Annotated in this window: 12 protein-coding genes and 1 pseudogene; 1 reads left to right on the forward strand and 12 read right to left on the reverse strand. The window is 32.4% G+C overall.

Annotated features, from left to right (window positions below; genetic code table 11):
- Nucleotides 1–17 precede the first annotated feature (17 nt).
- Nucleotides 18–971, reverse strand: coding sequence for a zinc-binding dehydrogenase (locus tag V7097_RS24935; protein ID WP_335706339.1), 954 nt, complete (start codon nucleotides 969–971; stop codon nucleotides 18–20).
- A 169-nt stretch (nucleotides 972–1140) separates the two neighbouring features.
- Between V7097_RS24935 and V7097_RS24940 the strand changes: the two genes are divergently transcribed.
- Nucleotides 1141–1734 carry a TetR/AcrR family transcriptional regulator gene (locus tag V7097_RS24940; RefSeq protein ID WP_335706340.1) on the forward strand — a complete coding sequence of 198 codons (594 nt, stop codon included), beginning with the start codon at nucleotides 1141–1143 and terminating at the stop codon, nucleotides 1732–1734.
- Nucleotides 1735–2356: 622 nt separating this feature from the next.
- Here the strand turns inward: V7097_RS24940 and V7097_RS24945 are convergent.
- The 11 genes and pseudogenes from V7097_RS24945 to pepF all read right to left on the reverse strand — a co-directional run.
- Nucleotides 2357–3559 (reverse strand): Bcr/CflA family efflux MFS transporter, encoded by a 1203-nt coding sequence (locus V7097_RS24945; RefSeq protein WP_335706341.1) that lies wholly within the window; start codon nucleotides 3557–3559, stop codon nucleotides 2357–2359.
- A 243-nt stretch (nucleotides 3560–3802) separates the two neighbouring features.
- A complete protein-coding gene (locus V7097_RS24950) occupies nucleotides 3803–4756 on the reverse strand; it encodes a DMT family transporter (RefSeq protein WP_335706342.1) in 954 nt (317 codons plus the stop codon).
- Between the two features lie 657 nt (nucleotides 4757–5413).
- Complete coding sequence (locus tag V7097_RS24955) at nucleotides 5414–6289, reverse strand: MBL fold metallo-hydrolase (protein WP_335706343.1); 876 nt, start codon at nucleotides 6287–6289, stop codon at nucleotides 5414–5416.
- A gap of 16 nt (nucleotides 6290–6305) precedes the next feature.
- Entirely contained in the window at nucleotides 6306–7043 is a 738-nt protein-coding gene (locus V7097_RS24960; RefSeq protein ID WP_335706344.1) for a hypothetical protein, read from the reverse strand.
- Nucleotides 7044–7993: 950 nt separating this feature from the next.
- Nucleotides 7994–9373: an SIR2 family NAD-dependent protein deacylase gene (locus V7097_RS24965; protein ID WP_335706345.1), complete on the reverse strand. Its 1380-nt coding sequence runs from the start codon at nucleotides 9371–9373 to the stop codon at nucleotides 7994–7996.
- A gap of 128 nt (nucleotides 9374–9501) precedes the next feature.
- Nucleotides 9502–11013: a protein kinase domain-containing protein gene (locus V7097_RS24970; RefSeq protein ID WP_335706346.1), complete on the reverse strand. Its 1512-nt coding sequence runs from the start codon at nucleotides 11011–11013 to the stop codon at nucleotides 9502–9504.
- Between the two features lie 629 nt (nucleotides 11014–11642).
- Nucleotides 11643–14285: a TrlF family AAA-like ATPase gene (locus tag V7097_RS24975; RefSeq protein WP_335706347.1), complete on the reverse strand. Its 2643-nt coding sequence runs from the start codon at nucleotides 14283–14285 to the stop codon at nucleotides 11643–11645.
- Between the two features lie 73 nt (nucleotides 14286–14358).
- Nucleotides 14359–14541 (reverse strand): hypothetical protein, encoded by a 183-nt coding sequence (locus V7097_RS24980; protein ID WP_335706348.1) that lies wholly within the window; start codon nucleotides 14539–14541, stop codon nucleotides 14359–14361.
- Between the two features lie 528 nt (nucleotides 14542–15069).
- A pseudogene (locus tag V7097_RS24985) lies at nucleotides 15070–15231 on the reverse strand (GNAT family N-acetyltransferase); the annotation flags it as partial.
- Nucleotides 15232–15611: 380 nt separating this feature from the next.
- Entirely contained in the window at nucleotides 15612–16121 is a 510-nt protein-coding gene (locus V7097_RS24990; protein WP_335706349.1) for a GNAT family N-acetyltransferase, read from the reverse strand.
- A 280-nt stretch (nucleotides 16122–16401) separates the two neighbouring features.
- Nucleotides 16402–18009, reverse strand: a 1608-nt coding sequence (pepF, locus tag V7097_RS24995) for an oligoendopeptidase F (protein WP_335706350.1), incomplete at its 5' end; no start/stop codon positions are given.

Here is an 18009-nt window from a genome sequence, read left to right on the forward strand (position 1 = left end):
ATAAAGAAAACTTACATTTATTCAAATACAGCTACTAAGCGTCCTTTTACTTCATGATTTTTCAGTTTTTCTATACCTTTGTCGACTTCTTCAAACGGGATTGTGATAAGAGTTGGATTCATTTTTCCAGTAGCGAAGCAATCATATACACCTTTTAAGTCTTCCACTGATCCACCATTGCTTCCTAAAAGCTTAATTTCTTTTGTAATCATTAAGTAAGTATTGATATTAGATTCTAATTTACCCATACCAACAATTACAACTGTTCCTTTTGGTCTTACAGCTTCCAGTGCGTCAGAAGTTGTTTGTCCAAAACCAGCAAAGTCAACAATAACGTCACATTCTGCTTCTTTCATATCTAGAACAGTATCGAATACTTTATGAGCTCCTAGTTCTTCAGCAAGCTTTCGAGCCCCTTCAGAAACATCTGTAGCGTACACTTCGCAACCTTTAATTAGTGCCATTTGTAGAGCAAATTGACCAAGACCACCGATTCCGATGATTCCTAATTTTGTACCTTCTTTAGCTTGTCCAATACTGAAAAGAGCACGATAAGCTGTGATCCCTGCATCTGTAGAAGCTGCCCCTTCTTCAAAGGAAACGCCTTCAGGAATGATTACGCATTGATCTGCAGGAACACGCACTTTTTCTGCATACCCGCCGTCATAGTTATAACCAGCAGTTACTTTTGTTTCTCTATTCATTGGGTTAGCCCCAACACGGTCTCCAACTTTAATATTTTCTACACCTTCACCCACTTCAATAACAACCCCAGCAAACTCATGCCCCATAATAACAGGACCATTTGGGAAAAGTGGCATCCAACCTGGATCTTGTAATGCTGCAACGTCTGAATGGCATAAACCAGCAGCTTTCACGTCTATCACAACGTGACCTGGAATCGCTTTCGGATCTTCTTTTTCAATCAATTCTAGTGGTTTATTTGTACCTGAAAATAGCCAACCTCTCATACTATCTCCTCCAAATTGTTCAAATCTTATTATTTGTTAACTTCCCTAATAATTCTAGCTACATTTATAGTTTACTAGGTTTCTCTTTCTGTATACCATCCGCAATATTTGCTATAATGTTGAGGAAACCAACACTTCCATCGAATCTGTCTAGTAGGAGAGGAATATGATGAAATCCAATTCCAACCAAGCGATGCGGACAAAGAATTTCTTAAAAAAGGCATTTATTGAAATGGTACATAAAAAGGGATTTAGCGCTGTTACGGTAAAGGACATCGTTGATCATGCGCAATATAATCGAACAACCTATTATGTGTATTATCAAAACATATATGAGCTTGTTGAAGAGTTAATGGATGAAATGTTCGAAGCAATTCAGTATTACAGCATGTCTAAATACCAAAGTGATAGTCGGGTAAAAGTAATAGAGTTAACAACAAGCTCCTTCGATTTGTTGTATTATATTTACGATCACCGTGATTACTTTACATTATTACTATTAGAAGATACCTTGCCACACATTCACCAGCAACTGCCTGAAGCGATATTTAATTTATTGAAAAATAAATTTGATATTCAATACGACGTGTCATCTGTTGATGATTACTGCCAAAAGCGTTATATGGCATATGGTACGGCGGGGTTAATTAAGGACTGGATTGCGCAGGATTTTGATGTTACACCCGGTGAAATGACAGATCGTCTCATACGTATTTTTAATACCTTTGCAAGAGGGTTTGTTATAAAAGAAATCGACACTTAACAAACATTAGAAATATGTATTTTCATCTGTTGCGTGAATAGATAATTATTAATTCGCGAAATTTTTCCTCTATACAATTTTCCTTTTCATACCAATATCGATAAGGTTACGTGTCAAGTTACTTTAATAAACATAGTCAAACAATTTACTCTTCACACTTTGTTAAAAGAATTTGTTTTTTTATAATGGCAATTGTTATTCAATAACCTATATAAAAGTACTAAAGACCTTGTTAAATAAAGAAAGTGACTTTGCCAATTCATACGACATTTCTTATGTCATCATTTAAAATTAGTTGGGAGATACACTCACCTTAACAAGCAAAAAAGAACGGGTTCCACCAAGATCGGAACTCGTTCTTTTAATATAATTATGATAACTCCAACCACGCAACCGCTTCGCAATGTTCAAAGTGTATGTGGCAACACAGGCGTTACCAACCCTTGTAACGGCCACCATCATACTGAATATTTAATTAATAATTGTTCATTACTTTACTCAGAAAATTACGGAATTAACTGTAAAAATGATACCACAAAATAGCGGAAGAAAAACTTCTCTTCTTTCGGTTTTTACTTTTTTAAAATTTGTTCACTCCTCATCCAGTAAGTTGACAGCAATTTCATCCTTCTACCTTATTCGTTCTTACCAGCGTAAAGAAAGCGATAAACCCGATGAGTGAAGTAGTAAATATGATAGCTCCCATCGGAACAGCCGAGGTTTCATTAATGCCAGCAAGCGGAGAAAAAATCGCTCCAAGCAGCAGCGGGAGCATGCCTAATACGGCACTTGCACTTCCGGCACGGTTCCCCTGATTGGCCATCCCCAAGGTAAAGGTGCTTGTCATAATCATCCCTATGGTGATCATGTATATAAAAATCAATATGACAAGTGACGCTAACGGACCTTTAATAATTGTCATAATCAGCAGGAGGAGAGTCGCCATCAGCGCAATCGTAACGGCTGCCTGAAGCAGTTTTTTCTCTGGGATGATCTCACTGAATCGTCCGATAATAAAACTCCCCGTAATAATTGCTATTCCATTAATCCCAAATAGAACACTGAATATTTGGGGAGATACCCCGTAAATATCCTGATATACAAAAGGAGTCCCTGATACATAGGCGAAACTTCCACCATGTACAAATCCGACAACTATTGCATAACCAATAAAAGAACGGTCTTTCAATAAACTGCCCATCGTCATAATCGATGAAGAAATAGAACTTGGAATACGATTTTCCGGTGGCAATGTTTCCTTTAATTTCATGGCAACGATAATCACAATCAAAAGTCCAATAAATGCTAAAAAGTAAAAAATGGTTTGCCAGCTTGCTGATGGAAAAGCCAGGATTGCTCCACCAAACAGAGGCGCGATTATTGGTGCAACAGCATTAATGACCATTAATAGTGAGAAAAATTTCGTAAGCTCTTTGCCACTGAATACATCACGTACTACAGCTCGAGAAAGGACAACCCCAGCTGATGCGGTAAATCCCTGTAAAAAACGTGCTGTGATCAGTGTTGTCATATTGGGCGCAAATGCACAGAGAATAGAAGCTATTGCAAACAAAGTAGTAGCAATTAACAACGGTTTTTTCCTGCCGTGTGCATCACTAATCGACCCGACAACTAATTGTCCAATCGCTAGCCCGATTAAACATGCGGTTAAACTAAGCTGTACCTGCGTAGCGCCAGCCCCAAAATCCTGAGAAATCTCGGGAAAGCTAGGCAAATACATGTCTATATTAAACGGCCCCAAAAAAGCAAGGAACCCAAGTAAAAGTGCTAACCCCAAACGTGTTTTTCCCTTTGGATTATGCAATCGAGGCTCTTGTATTTCTTGATGTTGTTCGAGGTAAATAAGTCATCTCTCCTAATCTGTAATATTATAAAAAGGCACAACGAGCTTTTTATTACATTCGTTATCGTTATTTTGCTATTTTAACAGATATTTTGGATCATAGCTTTACCAATGCCTGGCTATAATTCAATTCGCAACTGCCTTAGACTGAGCCCATTTTATAAAAGAGAACGGACATATATGCAACTGTTCTACTTTTTTTGGTCATGAAGCATTTCTTTTAGCTGTCTTAATAGCTTTATTCCCTTTTCCACGGTAATTCAAAACAATAATCCCGATCGCAACCATGGCAATAGCCACTAGAATATACAAATTTAATTTTTCACCGGGTATGAAAATAGCAGACAGTATCGTTCCAGAAACCGGTACAATAAACTTATAAATTGTAATTTCACCTGCATGATTATACTTTAACAACGAATACCAGAGACCAAACGCAACAGCCGAGAGTACAGCAGAGTATATTAATAATCCCCATCCAATTGGTGTAAAAATGATTGATCCGGTTTGCATCATCGGTAGACCAATAATAAGCATGACAAGTCCACCAAGACTCAACTGCCATCCCGTAATTGCAAATGGATCAATGCCAGTTGTTAGTTCCTTGGCCATAATTGTTGCAATCGCACCAGTGAGTCCTGCAAGAATCATATATCCTTCTCCATCCCACTGAAAACTCATTTTAAGCTCTTGCCCCCAGTTTGCCACCACAATTCCAGAGAAACCAGCAATTAGCCCAATTGATTTCTTCCAAGTTAATCTATCATTTTTATAATAGTAGTGAGCTAGTATAACTGTGAAAAAAGTTCCAACAGTCGATAAAATTGCCCCCTGCATACCTGACACTTTTGCCAATCCGTTATAGAAGAAAAAGTATTGTAGGGCTGTTTGAATCACACCCAGTAAAAGGAGAATAAGAAAACTCCTTTTCGAAACCAATATTCTTTTCGGCTTTATAAGTAATAAAAATCCTAAAACCAGCAAACCCGCAAATAAAAAACGTATTCCCGCAAATACAACCTTAGCTATTACATCATCGGCGGTCATTTGCAGTTCTTCATAACTCACCTTTAGAACAGGAAAGGCACTCCCCCACAAAAGCGAACAAAAAATTGCAACCCCGATAACTGACCATTTCTTCTGAAAAATCCATCTCATGGTGTCAACTCCTAAAAAATCTTTCAACAAATAAGTATATATCTTATTGCATTGTTGCGATTTTGGCAATGAATGTGTTGTGGGAGTGTCAAGGGAACATCGTATTGTAAGAGTGCCTAGCACTTCCCGTTTTTTTGTTTCACAGAATGCCCCATGGAGATAGAAGATGCCTGACAAACAGTGTAGTATAACCTCTTAAACACTGTTGTCAGGCATAATTAGTTTATTTTCCTTTGTAACTTAGCAATAAAACACACTCCACATGTGTAGAGTGTATCTCGCAACACATGTGTGCTGGTGAGTTTTATGATGATATATATAACCAAGAAAAATTGTACAACGTTTATGCCTGTACTACTTACATTAAATTTATTCAAACTACATCCCAGATAAAGAGAGGTGACCTTTGATTGGTTATAGATTATTTGTCTATCAAAATGCATCGCATTTTGCACACTAAATTGCAGCTCTACATACTTTCAGGTTTTAACCCTTACAAACCACACTACATTTTGATATTAAAATTATCTTTGTAATAACACCAAAATAGAAGAACAAATTGCACCTCAAATCATCGTCCATTTTAATGTTTTATACTTCTAAATCCACAGGTTAGGGCTTTACAGTTATGGGTTTTTACGTAAAAGGAACCTTTACCTATAGGTTAATAGTTCCAATATAATTTTTATCATTTATGTCTTCCTTATCTAAATAAGGTAAATTATAATTTTCGTTTGATACATATATACGAACTTTTCCTGCTAAGCAATCAAATGTAATATCCCCGGCCATATTTTGTGTAATTGTATTATAGTCAGTGTAATAATGAATGTGTTCCGCAGGAGCCTCACCAATAACAATCATTTTTGGATCTAGGATTTTCAATAAATCTTTAGGTACCTGCCCACTTTTTCTTCCGTGGTGTGGCGCAAATAGGATATCAACTTTTGGCCAATCGACTTCCTCTTTAATCTTTTCCATGAAATCTGTTTCTAGGTCACCCATCCATAATGCAGTAACTCCATTTTCCAAACTGTATTTTATTATAGCTGAAATATTATTTGGACTCTCTCCATTTTTAGCCTTTTCCAATTGTTCAATGAAATCTTCGTTGTCCACATCTGGCCAAAGGATGTTAATACCCGAGCTACCTCTTTTATCATCTGATTGATTCATCCATTTCCTACTAGCTCCCTTTTTAATATAAAAGGCTTTGTCTGAATCTCTTAGTTCACAGTATTTATCAAAGTCAATCGTATCATCTTTTTTAGTAGCTTTGTTTTCAACACAATAAAAATTTACAATACCCATCTTTTCATCAAGATACTCTAACCCTAGTATATGATCCTCGTCTGGATGAGTGGAGATAAACCTTTTAATATCCTTTCCTTCAGACTCTGAAATAATTTCATTTACAATGTCTTCTTTTTTATGATCTAAAAGAAAACAATCAATAATAGTAAAATTATCACTATTATGCTTGATATAATACGTGTCTCCATTACCTGCTGCAAATGATTTTATTATACTCATCTCACACTCTCCCATTCTATTGATTATTATCGTTTTCATCACATACTTCTAGTAAAGTTCGAGCGTATGCTTTTGCTTTTGAATGTACAGTTTCTTTAGTTATCAATAGTATAAATATTATTACGAAAGCAGTTACACAAACTGATAACCATACAGTAGGTGGAATCATTTTATAATCAAAACTATATCTTGTATAAACGAGTAACGCTGTGGCAATTAAAACTATGGAATTAATGATGACTCCCCTTAGTTTTAAAGCCCAAAAATTACGCATAAAACCATAGCTAATGTTCTCGCGAAATAACAAACTATATTTCTGAGTATCTCTGGTTTTAGCTAAAAGCCATTTAACAGCAGATGCATATATGTTGTCAGCTTCTTTTGGGTTTGCTAATTCTTCTTCCGGTGTTGGAATTTTAAGGTTATGAATATGAGTTGTTAAATAGTGGTGATATCTAGCTTTGGTAATGGGATCAATCGTTGCATCCCTGTGACGGAGAAACCTTATACTAGGCATGCCATCCCATAAAGTAATTAAATTATCTTGTTTTTTCTTTCCTATTTCTCGAGCTAATTTACCTATATAATATGAAAAACCTAAAAAAAATATTGAACCCATAGCCATGGGTAAAAGTTCTCTAAAGTCTTCAAATAAACAGTAAACCGTAACAAACGTTGGAATAAGGATAATAAGTGCCGGATAAAGCCTTGCTGTACGTTCGTAAGGATTGAAGAAATCCTTTAGCATATCCATTTTCCTCCTCCTCTCTCTAGTATTATATTAATAAGATGATAGCCAAATATTTGAAGTAATTCATAATAATTCTAACTAATAAGACAAAAAATACAATAGGTATACCAGAAAATATGGAAAATTTGTAGAAATTTGTGTCTTTTGGATAATTCCCCTCTTCATTATTGCACATTTTTGTAATATTCCTTTAGTTGTAGATCCTCTAGTAATGCATCTAAAAACCTGTTTTATTATTATTATTTTAATCAGTAGAGTATCCTGTCCGTTATGTATCATGTTATAAACATTATTATGCAAACTACTCAATCACTATAAGAGCTGTGTAATTCCACCTCCCCATATAATCGTTAAGTTTTTTTAATTTTATGTTTAATTTCTCCTCTTATCATGTTACTTTTCCTGAAATGATTTCAGAGAAAGGGATATTCTCTCCTTTAGTTATCTTTGAGGTAACCACTGTAATCTCTTTAATCTCTGGTATGGTCTGGTGTCATATTGTCTCCTTCTAGAGATAGACAATTCCGTACTATAGTTAGTGTTTTATTTAGATTGGTACTTGGTTCGAAATAGTTCTGAGCATTATCTTCTAGAAGAATAAGACGGTTTAATGAATTACAGTTTGCTGTTATGGATTCTGCTACAAAAAAAGACTGAATCACTATTGATTCAGCCCGAATAAATATTATTCTTCATTAAACCCCATTTCCCAAAATAAAGGAAATGCAAGCCATTTGGGATTTACATTTTTAATTCCAACAATGTGACATTTTACAAGTGGCTTGAGTGGTGATCGTAGATTATTTTAAAATTAACTGCGCGACCGCTTCTACATGGCTTGAGTGGTGATCGCAGACATTTTGATGTAGTAGTGTTTACCTTGCCTAATTTTATTCTTTACTCATGATGCGGTTCTCCGTAGTGTATCTAAATGAGGTTTGCTATTCTTAATCTCATTTGATAGTACCATGAGGTACTAGTACTTTAACCTTTCTGAAGAGGCGAGAATATTTGTATTTTGAAAAATGATAAAATTGTTCTAGCATTTCTAGAGGTATTTCCTTTTTCTTGTTATGCCAAGTACTAGTTGCTTTAAAACTTTTCCCATATGGTATAGGACTAATATAATCTCCAACATACTCAAGCACTCTATCCAACGAATAACAAACAAATTCAAATAAAGCTGGTGGCATCTTTTTATACTCATAGTTGATAACTATATCAAGAAGAATTCTTAGATTATCGTCATATGCATCAAAGGCTCCATCTGGTGCAGCATTTTCCCAAGTTTTATCTATACAGGCAGACATGAAGTCAATATAGGGAGTAACCATGTATTGTTCAAATCTAGATAATAATTTAAGTAAACCTAACCTTAGTTCTTGGCTTTTTATAAATCTGTCAACCTGTTCAGCTTTATTTTCGGTTAATTTACCTATTAGTTCATTAATTTTTTCTATTTTAGTGTTATATTCATTTTCTCGTTCAATGAAAAAGTCGGTTAATTCTTGTAAAAAATCTTCAATTTCATTAATTTCAATAACTATATTCCCACTAATATTTCTATATGGTTCACTTGAAGGTTCACTCTTTCGTATAGCCTGAATAATTTCATGTGGATATTCTTTTGATTGTGGGAATATATTTTTTGACCAGTCAACAGCAGACTGTACATTTACATCACCTAATTGGTATCCTAAGATTAATGTCGTAGACTCCTTTATTGTTAAGGATAATTTAGTTTGCCTATACTCATTAGGTCTAAATAATGGGATATAATCATCCTGTGTAATAACTATTGATTCAGGTTCATGACGAACACCATGTAAGTGATAAATAGGAATTATACTTTTGGGATGTGTCAGATTATCTTTTGGACTCAGAGTTTTACTCCTACCGGTTAATAATCTTTCTATTACTAAATCGTAATTCGTAGTAATAATCCATGAAGGGTTTATTTTATTTAAATATTGACTAAAAGTTTCCCTTTTTTCTTCACTTGGAAGCCAATTTGTAAAATCACAGATTCCTTTTTTGAAGATATTTTTAGCCTCTAAATAACTTATTCCTTCTTGCTCTGAAATCTTTTCACAAATTCTTGTTGCTACCTCAGGGTAAGACATTCCCTTTATATCCTCACTGTTTGGAACATTAACATTCAGACGCTCACAAACCTCATCAATTAACTCTCCCCAAGAAAGAGCTAGATTATCTAGCCCATTATCAACGACTGCTTTAGAGAAACCTGCACCAATAAATAAACCTAAGTTACCATAATTATAAGCCTTATAGAGTTCATTCAACACATACTCTTTGTTTAAGTGTTCTTCCATAAAAAAGCTCCTTATAATAATTGATATAACTACTTAAGTACTAATAAAGAGAATTTACCTTAATTCACTGAAATCAAGTCAATAAAAACAAATTCCAACACACATTAACAGATTTCATTATCTTTAAACTAAACAGAAAGAATATCTTCAATACTAGGTTCTAATCCACCTTCTATTAATCTTTCAATTAATCTTTGCGATTCAAACCTGTTTACATCGGTAGCAATTGTGTTTAATATCCTTGCAGCAATTTCTTTAGTTAAGTATGAAAAATCATTAGATTTTAAAATCCGATATGCTAGCTCCGAGAATATATCGTATGAAGAAAATGAGAAGCCGCAATACTCTCGAAAAGAATCTTCAATCATCTTTATTAATTCTAAACTGCGTTTATCATTGTCTTCGATAAATTTCATAATTGAGTTAATAAACTGAGGAATATTAACTAAATCTTTACATAACTCTATCGCACTTAAACCATAAATATAATTTTCTACATCTTCATCGTAAAAACCATTTTTGATTTTTTCTTTTACCTCTTGAATTTTTTCATTATTTTCATGGTAAGAGATTGTTTTCTCTAAAGCTTCTAGTAGCTCTTTTGCATCTTCAAATCTGTATAACGGATTTTCATTCGTAGCTTTTTCTGTAACGCTTCTGAGTATGTGATTATAATTCCTAGGGTCGCTTCCTACTATAAAATTTATTAGTCTCCCTAGAGAATAAACATCACTTTTTTTATCCCCCACTTTCAGCTGCATAAACTGTTCAGGGGCACAATAAAATAACTGTCCAAATGAATTTGTGTATGCAGTCCTATGTGAATGAAACATATCTAAATCTTTACCTAGTCCAAAATCAGAAATATGTAACCTTCCATTAACTATCAAGATGTTATGTGGGCTAATATCTCTATGTACAATATTCCTTTCATGTACCATACCCATTACAAAAAGTATTTGGCGAATCATAGTTTTTTGGGCATCAAAGTCGTGAGCATAATTTGAAACATAGTCAAACAATGATTGTTCAGCGAATTTCATAGTGTAGGAATATTCATCTAAATTAAAATCGTAAACTTCAATAATTCCCGGTACATCATTTAAGGATTTTGTTATGTCATACTCTCTTTTAAAGCGGCTCTTAATATCCTGCTTTACAAGAAATTCTTCTTTTAACTTCTTAACTATTAGTCCGTTAGATTTCCTTCTATAAACTATTGCAAATCCGCCTTCTCCTACGTACACCAAATCTTCATCTTCACTAACAAGTTCAAATCTGTCTTCTTTTTTTATAATAACTAATCCATTTGGCTTTAAAAGATTATTCATATTTTGATGTATCTCTTCACTTAATACCACTGCATTAACTTCTGAAATTTGCTTTTCAACCATTAGGTATCTTTTACTTAGGACTAAGCTAAAAAATCTATCAATCTTTTTCTTGTTTATTAGGTCTACAAGTTTATCTAAAGTAAAATACCATCTTGATGGAAAGCCTTGTCCATATGAATCTTCATAACCAAAATAGGTATTAAAAAAATCTATCAACTGAGGTCCCGACTTATATTTAAAAAAATCTTCCTCTGTATCTCCATTAAAAAGGTCAGCTATACTTCTTAAAATTGCTTCAGAAATCAACTCTACACCCCCATAACAGTTAAAACCTCACAAAATAATTCTTCTGAAATTCACCCTTCATAGAATATTCAATTTCTACAAGTCTTGTTTCAAGGTTAATTTCATAATAAACACCTAGTAGATACGGCAAACATGTTCCGGAAATGTTTATCCATTGTATCTCCAAATATTGATAGCGCTCACATACTGTTCCTCCTCTAATAAATATCCACCAATATATTACATCTGTAAAATATTGTATCATATACAAGCCGTATACTTAGGTAATTTCAAAAAATTATATGATGATATTTCTAAGTTCATATAATCCATGTTATAAGAATTTATTAATATCTATTAAATAAGACCCTGAAATCGAAGAAAAACCTTTTAACGCATTCAGGGTCTTTTTGAAATTTTATTTTTGGGTAATAATTTCATCAATTCGATACACTTTGACTTGGCAAGTATTGCAATTGTAATTTATTTCTGCACCATTAAAATAAACCCTTTCATTTTCCACTTAATTTTCCGCTATTTCTTCGTTCGCTGTATAACTGTAAAACTTTAGTGATATAAAAAACTCTTAGAAAGATAATTATAAAAGCAACAGACTTCGGTAAAGACTGTTGCTTTTATAATGTAACCAACTAATTAAATTGGTACCTTCTTTCTCTTTGTTCGAAGGCTAACCTTCCGCCCTCAAGCCTCAAAAGCTTTTCCCTGTTGTTTATATCTTCAATAGTAAAAGAGTTAAAATTTGTCTTTCCGTCTCCGCTTACATCCAAGAAATGTATTAACTCTGCATCACCATTAATTACAAAGTTAGCATTATGAGTTGCGAATATAATTTGTCTTTTCAGTTTACTCCCTTTAATTAATTCGACTAAATAATCTGCAATTAAACCACTATCAAGGTGTGCTTCAGGCTCATCAATGATAATAGGATTATTCCCTAGTAACAATAGAACAACAATTGCAGCTGTACACCTTTGACCAAAAGAAGTATTTTCTAAAAGCTTTCCATCGTAATAAACGTTAATTGCTTTAAACTGCTCAACATCAGAATAAGTTTCATTGATTAATAATTTAAAAATTTTAAAGTTATTCTCATCTCCGAAAAATTCGCTTAACGCTTTGTAGGTTTTAGTTTGTGTGCCTATTGAAGTCATAGCCTCAAGAAAATCACCTTGTTGTTCAACTTCTTCTGGCTCCAGTGAGAATATATACCTTTTTAAATCACTATTCCTTAAGGGTTTATACGCTTCGTTCTTTGGGAATTTTTCTTTTAACTTTTCAAGTAATACTTCATTTGCTTCTTCTTTGTTAAAAATATATTTTAACTCTATTGTTTTTACATGTTCGTTCAACTCTTCTAATTTCTTATTTAGTTCTTCTAGCATATTTGAAATTTTTTCTTCATATTCACATTTTGTTTGGACATTATAATGAAAAGAGCTTAGATCCGCCTCAATTTGAAAAAACTCTTTTCCCAGTTCTTCTAATTCACTTTTTGCTTTATTTATTTTCTGATTAGCATCTGAAACATCCTTAATATTCTCTCCAATTAATCCTCTAGAAACCAAAAATCTCTCCAATTCATGCTTCTTAGCTTCAAGTTTAAATTTTATAGATTCGTTATGAATTGTTATTTCTTTAAAAATATCATCATTTCTATTTAACTCTATTTCGTCCGATATTAACCTAACTAATTTACTATAATTTTCATCATAGATATTCTTAGGTTCTAATTCATCATTATATTTCTTTAACAGCTTCTCTAAGTCTAATACGATATTTTCTAATCTCTGTTTAGAAAAATTGATTTGTTGAGATTCTTTATCTATTAATTGAATCTCATTAGTTATTTTTAGATATTCTTCATCTTTTAATGAAGAAACTAATCTTTCATTAGTAGTAATCTCTTTTAGAAGGCTTTCTTTACTCTCATTAAGTTGTTTTCTTCTTTCTGTATTTATGATCACTTCCCTAATTTCATTTATATAATTGTTTAGTTCCAAACTTTTGTTTTGTAGTTCATTTGATTCATCTAATTTTTTCAACCTAGAATATATAGCTTTAGTGAATTTATTTTGGTTAAGTGCAAATTCTTCTATTTCATTTTGACTCAAGAACTCTACATATTTTTTATCATCATCATTATCAATGGTTATATAATCAGATATTGATTTCCCTTTACTTAGTAATAGAGTATGGTTGTTGAAAAATCTATTTTCAGAGGGTTGTAACTTTTCATGTATTAGATTAAGAACAGTGCTTTTCCCACTACCCCTTCCACCAATTATACAAGTTAAATTAGGGCTAAAAATCATTTCTCTATCACCAGCTAAACAAAAATCTTCTTCACCTAATTTTGTATTTTCTGGAAATTTGATTTTTACCTTGTCAATTTTATAAATAGGGTCTAGTGGGGGATTTTCGCCTAAATGTATTCTGTTATTTGGTTCAAAAATTATTTGCTTTAATCCTTCAAATGTAGGGTCTGCTTTAATCCAGGTATATTTTTCTCCCAAAAACTCTGAGTGTGAATCTGAACAATGAATACATGGTTTATTAAATTGTCTAAGATAAAATTCTTTATCTTTTAAGTTTGATTTACTCAATGAAGGAATTTCACACACATCTATACATTCAGTCATAAGATTCGTTTTTAGATAATTAAATGTAGCTAGTAGCTCTTCTTCAGATGGATCTATTCCCGAATGATCAAGTCCATTATCAAACCCATTGGACTTGGAACCATTATGAACTACCGTTATACCACCTAATTCTCTTGCTAGCTTACTAGCTCTTTCAAAATTTACTGTAATTGAAAGTAACCCTTTATTGTAATCCCCATCCCCTGCAGCACGAATATTACTATCAGTACAATCTAATTTACTTAGAAACTCTGTTTTTAAAAAAGATGTATCTACTTTCTCAATATAACTTCCTTTATTTATATATTGTGGAAATAAAGCAATAAGATGAATAGGTTTATTTCCTTTATCTGTTTTCAGCTCTACTCCAGGTATAAAATTAATATAATCTTTATACTGTAGGGTTTCTCCTTCCTTTTCAAACAATGATTCATAGACTCTCCAAACCGCATCAAGCCCCTCAACATTTGAATGGTCAGTAATAGCTATTACAGAAATTTCTTTATCAATTGCAGAATTAAATATATCTTCTACTGTCAGCTTTGATGAAGATTCTTTTGAAAATGTAGAATGAATATGTAAGTCCCACTTTCTCCAACTAGAGCCTACTGGTTGTCCAAATAATTTTTTCACTATTTCTATCCTCCCAAAAGGTACTTACTATAATTTTACCAACCTTTTGGTTTTTTTCCATAATTTATTAAATTTATAATATATCATCAAAGTATTTTTGTTTATCATTGGCATGATAACATTGAAAACATATTATTATCTCCTTATGTTCTAAACTCGATTGAACATTATAAATATATTTATCCCAACCTTTACATAAATCGCATTGTAATTGTTCATCATTTTCTTTTTCCTTTGTATACCATCTATTGTACAAATTTTAGCCCCCTAAGAAGTATTGATAATTATCAATATTCTTATTCCCAAAAGTTAATGACAATGTATTTACCTAGAACCACCATTACCTGATTATTACTGAGTAACGGTCTTTATTCATGCTAGGTGAATTGTAGAGATTAGCCATACAAGAAAGCTATCTTATGAAATTAAGGACATTGCAGAGAACAACCATATTCATATCGTAATTGAAACAGTCCAGAAGTTTAGGAGGGTCTGTTAGCAGGTGGCCTTGGTCCAATCTACTCTGCAATCTACTTTTGGAAAGCAAGAGTTTTTCCGGTATGGATATCCGTTGTATTGCTTCTACTCCTCCGATTGTTTACGCTGTACCAATAAAATTCCTGCATATCACATTTAATTTTGGGATTATACGGTCTTTATGTCGTAGAAAAAAAATACCCTTCGAGAATAACGAAGGGATTTGGGACGCTTTTTTGCTTTAATTATCAAAGCCCACGAAGCGTCTGATTGTTTTTATTTAGAATTCACTTCAGTACCACTCTAACAACCGTTGCTTCATTCTTTCATCATTGTAAGCCGATTTTAAGAAGCTTTCTTGTACCTCTGAAGGAATTATTCCTTCGTAAGTAGCGTTCCAAGTTGTTTTTGCCACATTTTGAACTTGTTTTATATCTTCTTGTTGCATTTTACGAATTACATATGCCATTCTTATCAGCCTTTCCGTTTGTTATTTAATTCCAATAATTTCAAACATTATAACATTTGTTTTGATAAATGGATATTTTCCGTTAATGTTTTTGAAAAAAAGATGAAAAAGAGCATTATGGTGAACAATGCTCTTTTTCATCTACTAAATATTATGTTATTTACTCTGTTAAATTGCCTCTAATTTGATTGCTAAATGTAATGCTATTTAATGTTTTGTACTTCAAATCCGAACCCCTTATTATTCGAACTCTAGTTTTTTCTTATTATCCTTTGCTCTTCTTTAACCCGTTAGCCCAATTCATTCTTATTTAACAAAAAAGTGCATTAATCCTTCATGGATCAACGCACTTTGTAATATGTATTTAAAAATAAAATTTATTATAACTTCTTACCCATTATAATATACGGATTATCTTTAACGCTTGGGAAAAATTGGTCCTTTAAGCAAATCCAATTTAAACTTTCATATAAGGAGCGTGCAGGTCTATTATTTACTTGGGTTGTTAATATTACTGTTTTATTTTTGATATCTTGTAATAATTCATTTACTAATATTCGTCCAAAACCTTGCTGCCTATAATCAGGATGAACTGCTAATTCCACAAATTCAAAACAATCTTTTAGCCATTTGTTATATTCTTCTGAGCTAAATTCCTTTGCTAATTTTTCATGGTAAAACTGTCCAGGTAAGGATGTATAACCGTATGAAAATCCTATAGCTTCTTCTTCATCTGAGAGTATAACTATTCCTTTAAAACCATCGTAATTAGCATGTTTTAATAATCGCTCATTTATTAATGGATCCGCAGAATCCCAAACAATTTTATACAAATTAGCAACTTTATCTAAAATGTTTTCAGTTAAATCAATTCTTGAATACTTTACCATATTATACTCTCCTTTAAATATTAAACAACACATGTTGTTCGTAATGAATTACCGAATTACATAATTTTCAGATTCTCAATTGATAAACATGTATTATTTAATGTTTATAAGCCCTTACAAGGAAAGAAAAATACTACAAAGAAACGCTGGCCCTTCTACAGTTTTACTCTAGATGTATATGACTGGTGGTACCGTTTCAATTCTGCCAAATAGCTAACGGAAGGGACTATTTTAGTTAAGGTACAATCTCTAGTAATTTTGATCCTTGAAATTGTGAGTATTAGGAAGATGGTGAAGAGACATATTCATTAATAAATGAAGAAAATTCATCAACCAAACCGCTAAAGATGTCCAATGCATAATTTATAGGTTCAGGACTAGTTAAATCAATGCCTATTGATCTAAGTAGTTCTAACGGTGGTTTAGAACATCCACTTTTTAAAAATATTAAGTAGTTATCCAATATGTTTTTATCTCCTGATAGGATTTTATCGGCAATGTACATAGCTGACAAATATCCAATAGCATATTTATAAACATGAAATGGTCGATAAAAATGTGGTATTCTAGACCATCCATATTTCAATTCTTCATCATAAACATCTTTATTGTAAGTTGTAAAAATATTTTCATATGTTGTATTTAATACTTCAGCGCTTAATAGTTCGCCATTTTCCACTTTTTCATGAATTATTTTTTCAAATTCCGCAAACATAACTTGGGTATAAAAACTACCTTTAAACCCTATTATAATATGATTTAATAATTGTTTTTTTGTTTCTTCATTATCCACTTTTTCTAGTAAATAACGCATCAACATAATCTCATTCACTGATGATGCTACTTCCGCTATTAAAGTTGAATATTTAGAATTAACCATGGGCTGATTTTTTGCAGAGAAAAGTGAATGAACCCCATGGCCAATCTCATGTGCTAAAGTAAATAAACTTACTAAATCATCCTTATAATTTAGAAGTATAAAAGGATGTACCCCATACAATCCAATATTATAAGCTCCTGAACGCTTACCAGGAGTTTCCCTTACATCAATATAACGTTTTTCCTTAAATTCCATTAAGGCAGCTATATATTCCTCTCCGAATGGTTCTAAAGATTTCACTAATGTTGAAAAACCTTCTTCATAAGAGATGAAATTTCTATGACTTTGGACTATAGGAACACTTAAATCATATTGACTTAGGTTTTCAAGTCCAAGTAATTTTTTATATATTTCCGCATGTTTTTGTAAGGGCATTATATTGGTTTTAGTCGTTTTAATTAGGTTCTCATAAACCTCTAAAGGTACCTCATCGGAATATAACTCTTTTTCAATTGCAGAAGAATAATTTCTGATTTTAGCGATATGTACTTTATTTCTAACAGATGTAGAAAATATTGCAGCTAGAGTATTATTAAGCTTGGTATACGGTTCATAAAAGGCTTTAAATGCAGCTTTTCGTATGTCTCTATTATCGCTAATAATCAGCTTGGAGTAAGAATCTCGAGTAAGCTTTTCTGTTTTATCTTCATAAGATACTTCCCCAAACTCAATGTCAATATTATATAAAATATCAAAAATTCTCTTTGGAGATGATAAACTCACTTCCATTTGTGATAAAATTTCTTCCTGCTTTTTCTCGAGTGTATGCTTTTTAAATTTAAATGCATTAAACAATTTATTTTTATAAATTTTAAGACCTTCTACTTGTTCTATATAATTCTTAAGGGTTGATTCATTTAAACTCAGTAAGTAAGGAATAAAATAAGAATTAGCTTCTGTAATTTTTTGACCCAAATTTGAAATACGTTCATATAATTCTAGTGAAGCAGATACTTTTGTATTTATATCAAATTTTAGTTTTGCAAAAATATATAATTTGCTATATAT

This window comes from Bacillus sp. JJ1562 (assembly GCF_036962705.1).
Taxonomy (GTDB): Bacteria; Bacillota; Bacilli; order Bacillales; family Bacillaceae_L; genus Ferdinandcohnia.

Bases quoted from the DNA above. Each gene is read 5' to 3' on its own strand.
- V7097_RS24935 (WP_335706339.1), bottom strand. From the start codon at position 971: ATGAGAGGTTGGCTATTTTCAGGTACAAATAAACCACTAGAATTGATT.
- V7097_RS24940 (WP_335706340.1), top strand. From the start codon at position 1,141: ATGAAATCCAATTCCAACCAAGCGATGCGGACAAAGAATTTCTTAAAA.
- V7097_RS24950 (WP_335706342.1), bottom strand. From the start codon at position 4,756: ATGAGATGGATTTTTCAGAAGAAATGGTCAGTTATCGGGGTTGCAATT.
- V7097_RS24955 (WP_335706343.1), bottom strand. From the start codon at position 6,289: ATGAGTATAATAAAATCATTTGCAGCAGGTAATGGAGACACGTATTAT.
- V7097_RS24960 (WP_335706344.1), bottom strand. From the start codon at position 7,043: ATGGATATGCTAAAGGATTTCTTCAATCCTTACGAACGTACAGCAAGG.
- V7097_RS24965 (WP_335706345.1), bottom strand. From the start codon at position 9,373: ATGGAAGAACACTTAAACAAAGAGTATGTGTTGAATGAACTCTATAAG.
- V7097_RS24990 (WP_335706349.1), bottom strand. From the start codon at position 16,121: ATGGTAAAGTATTCAAGAATTGATTTAACTGAAAACATTTTAGATAAA.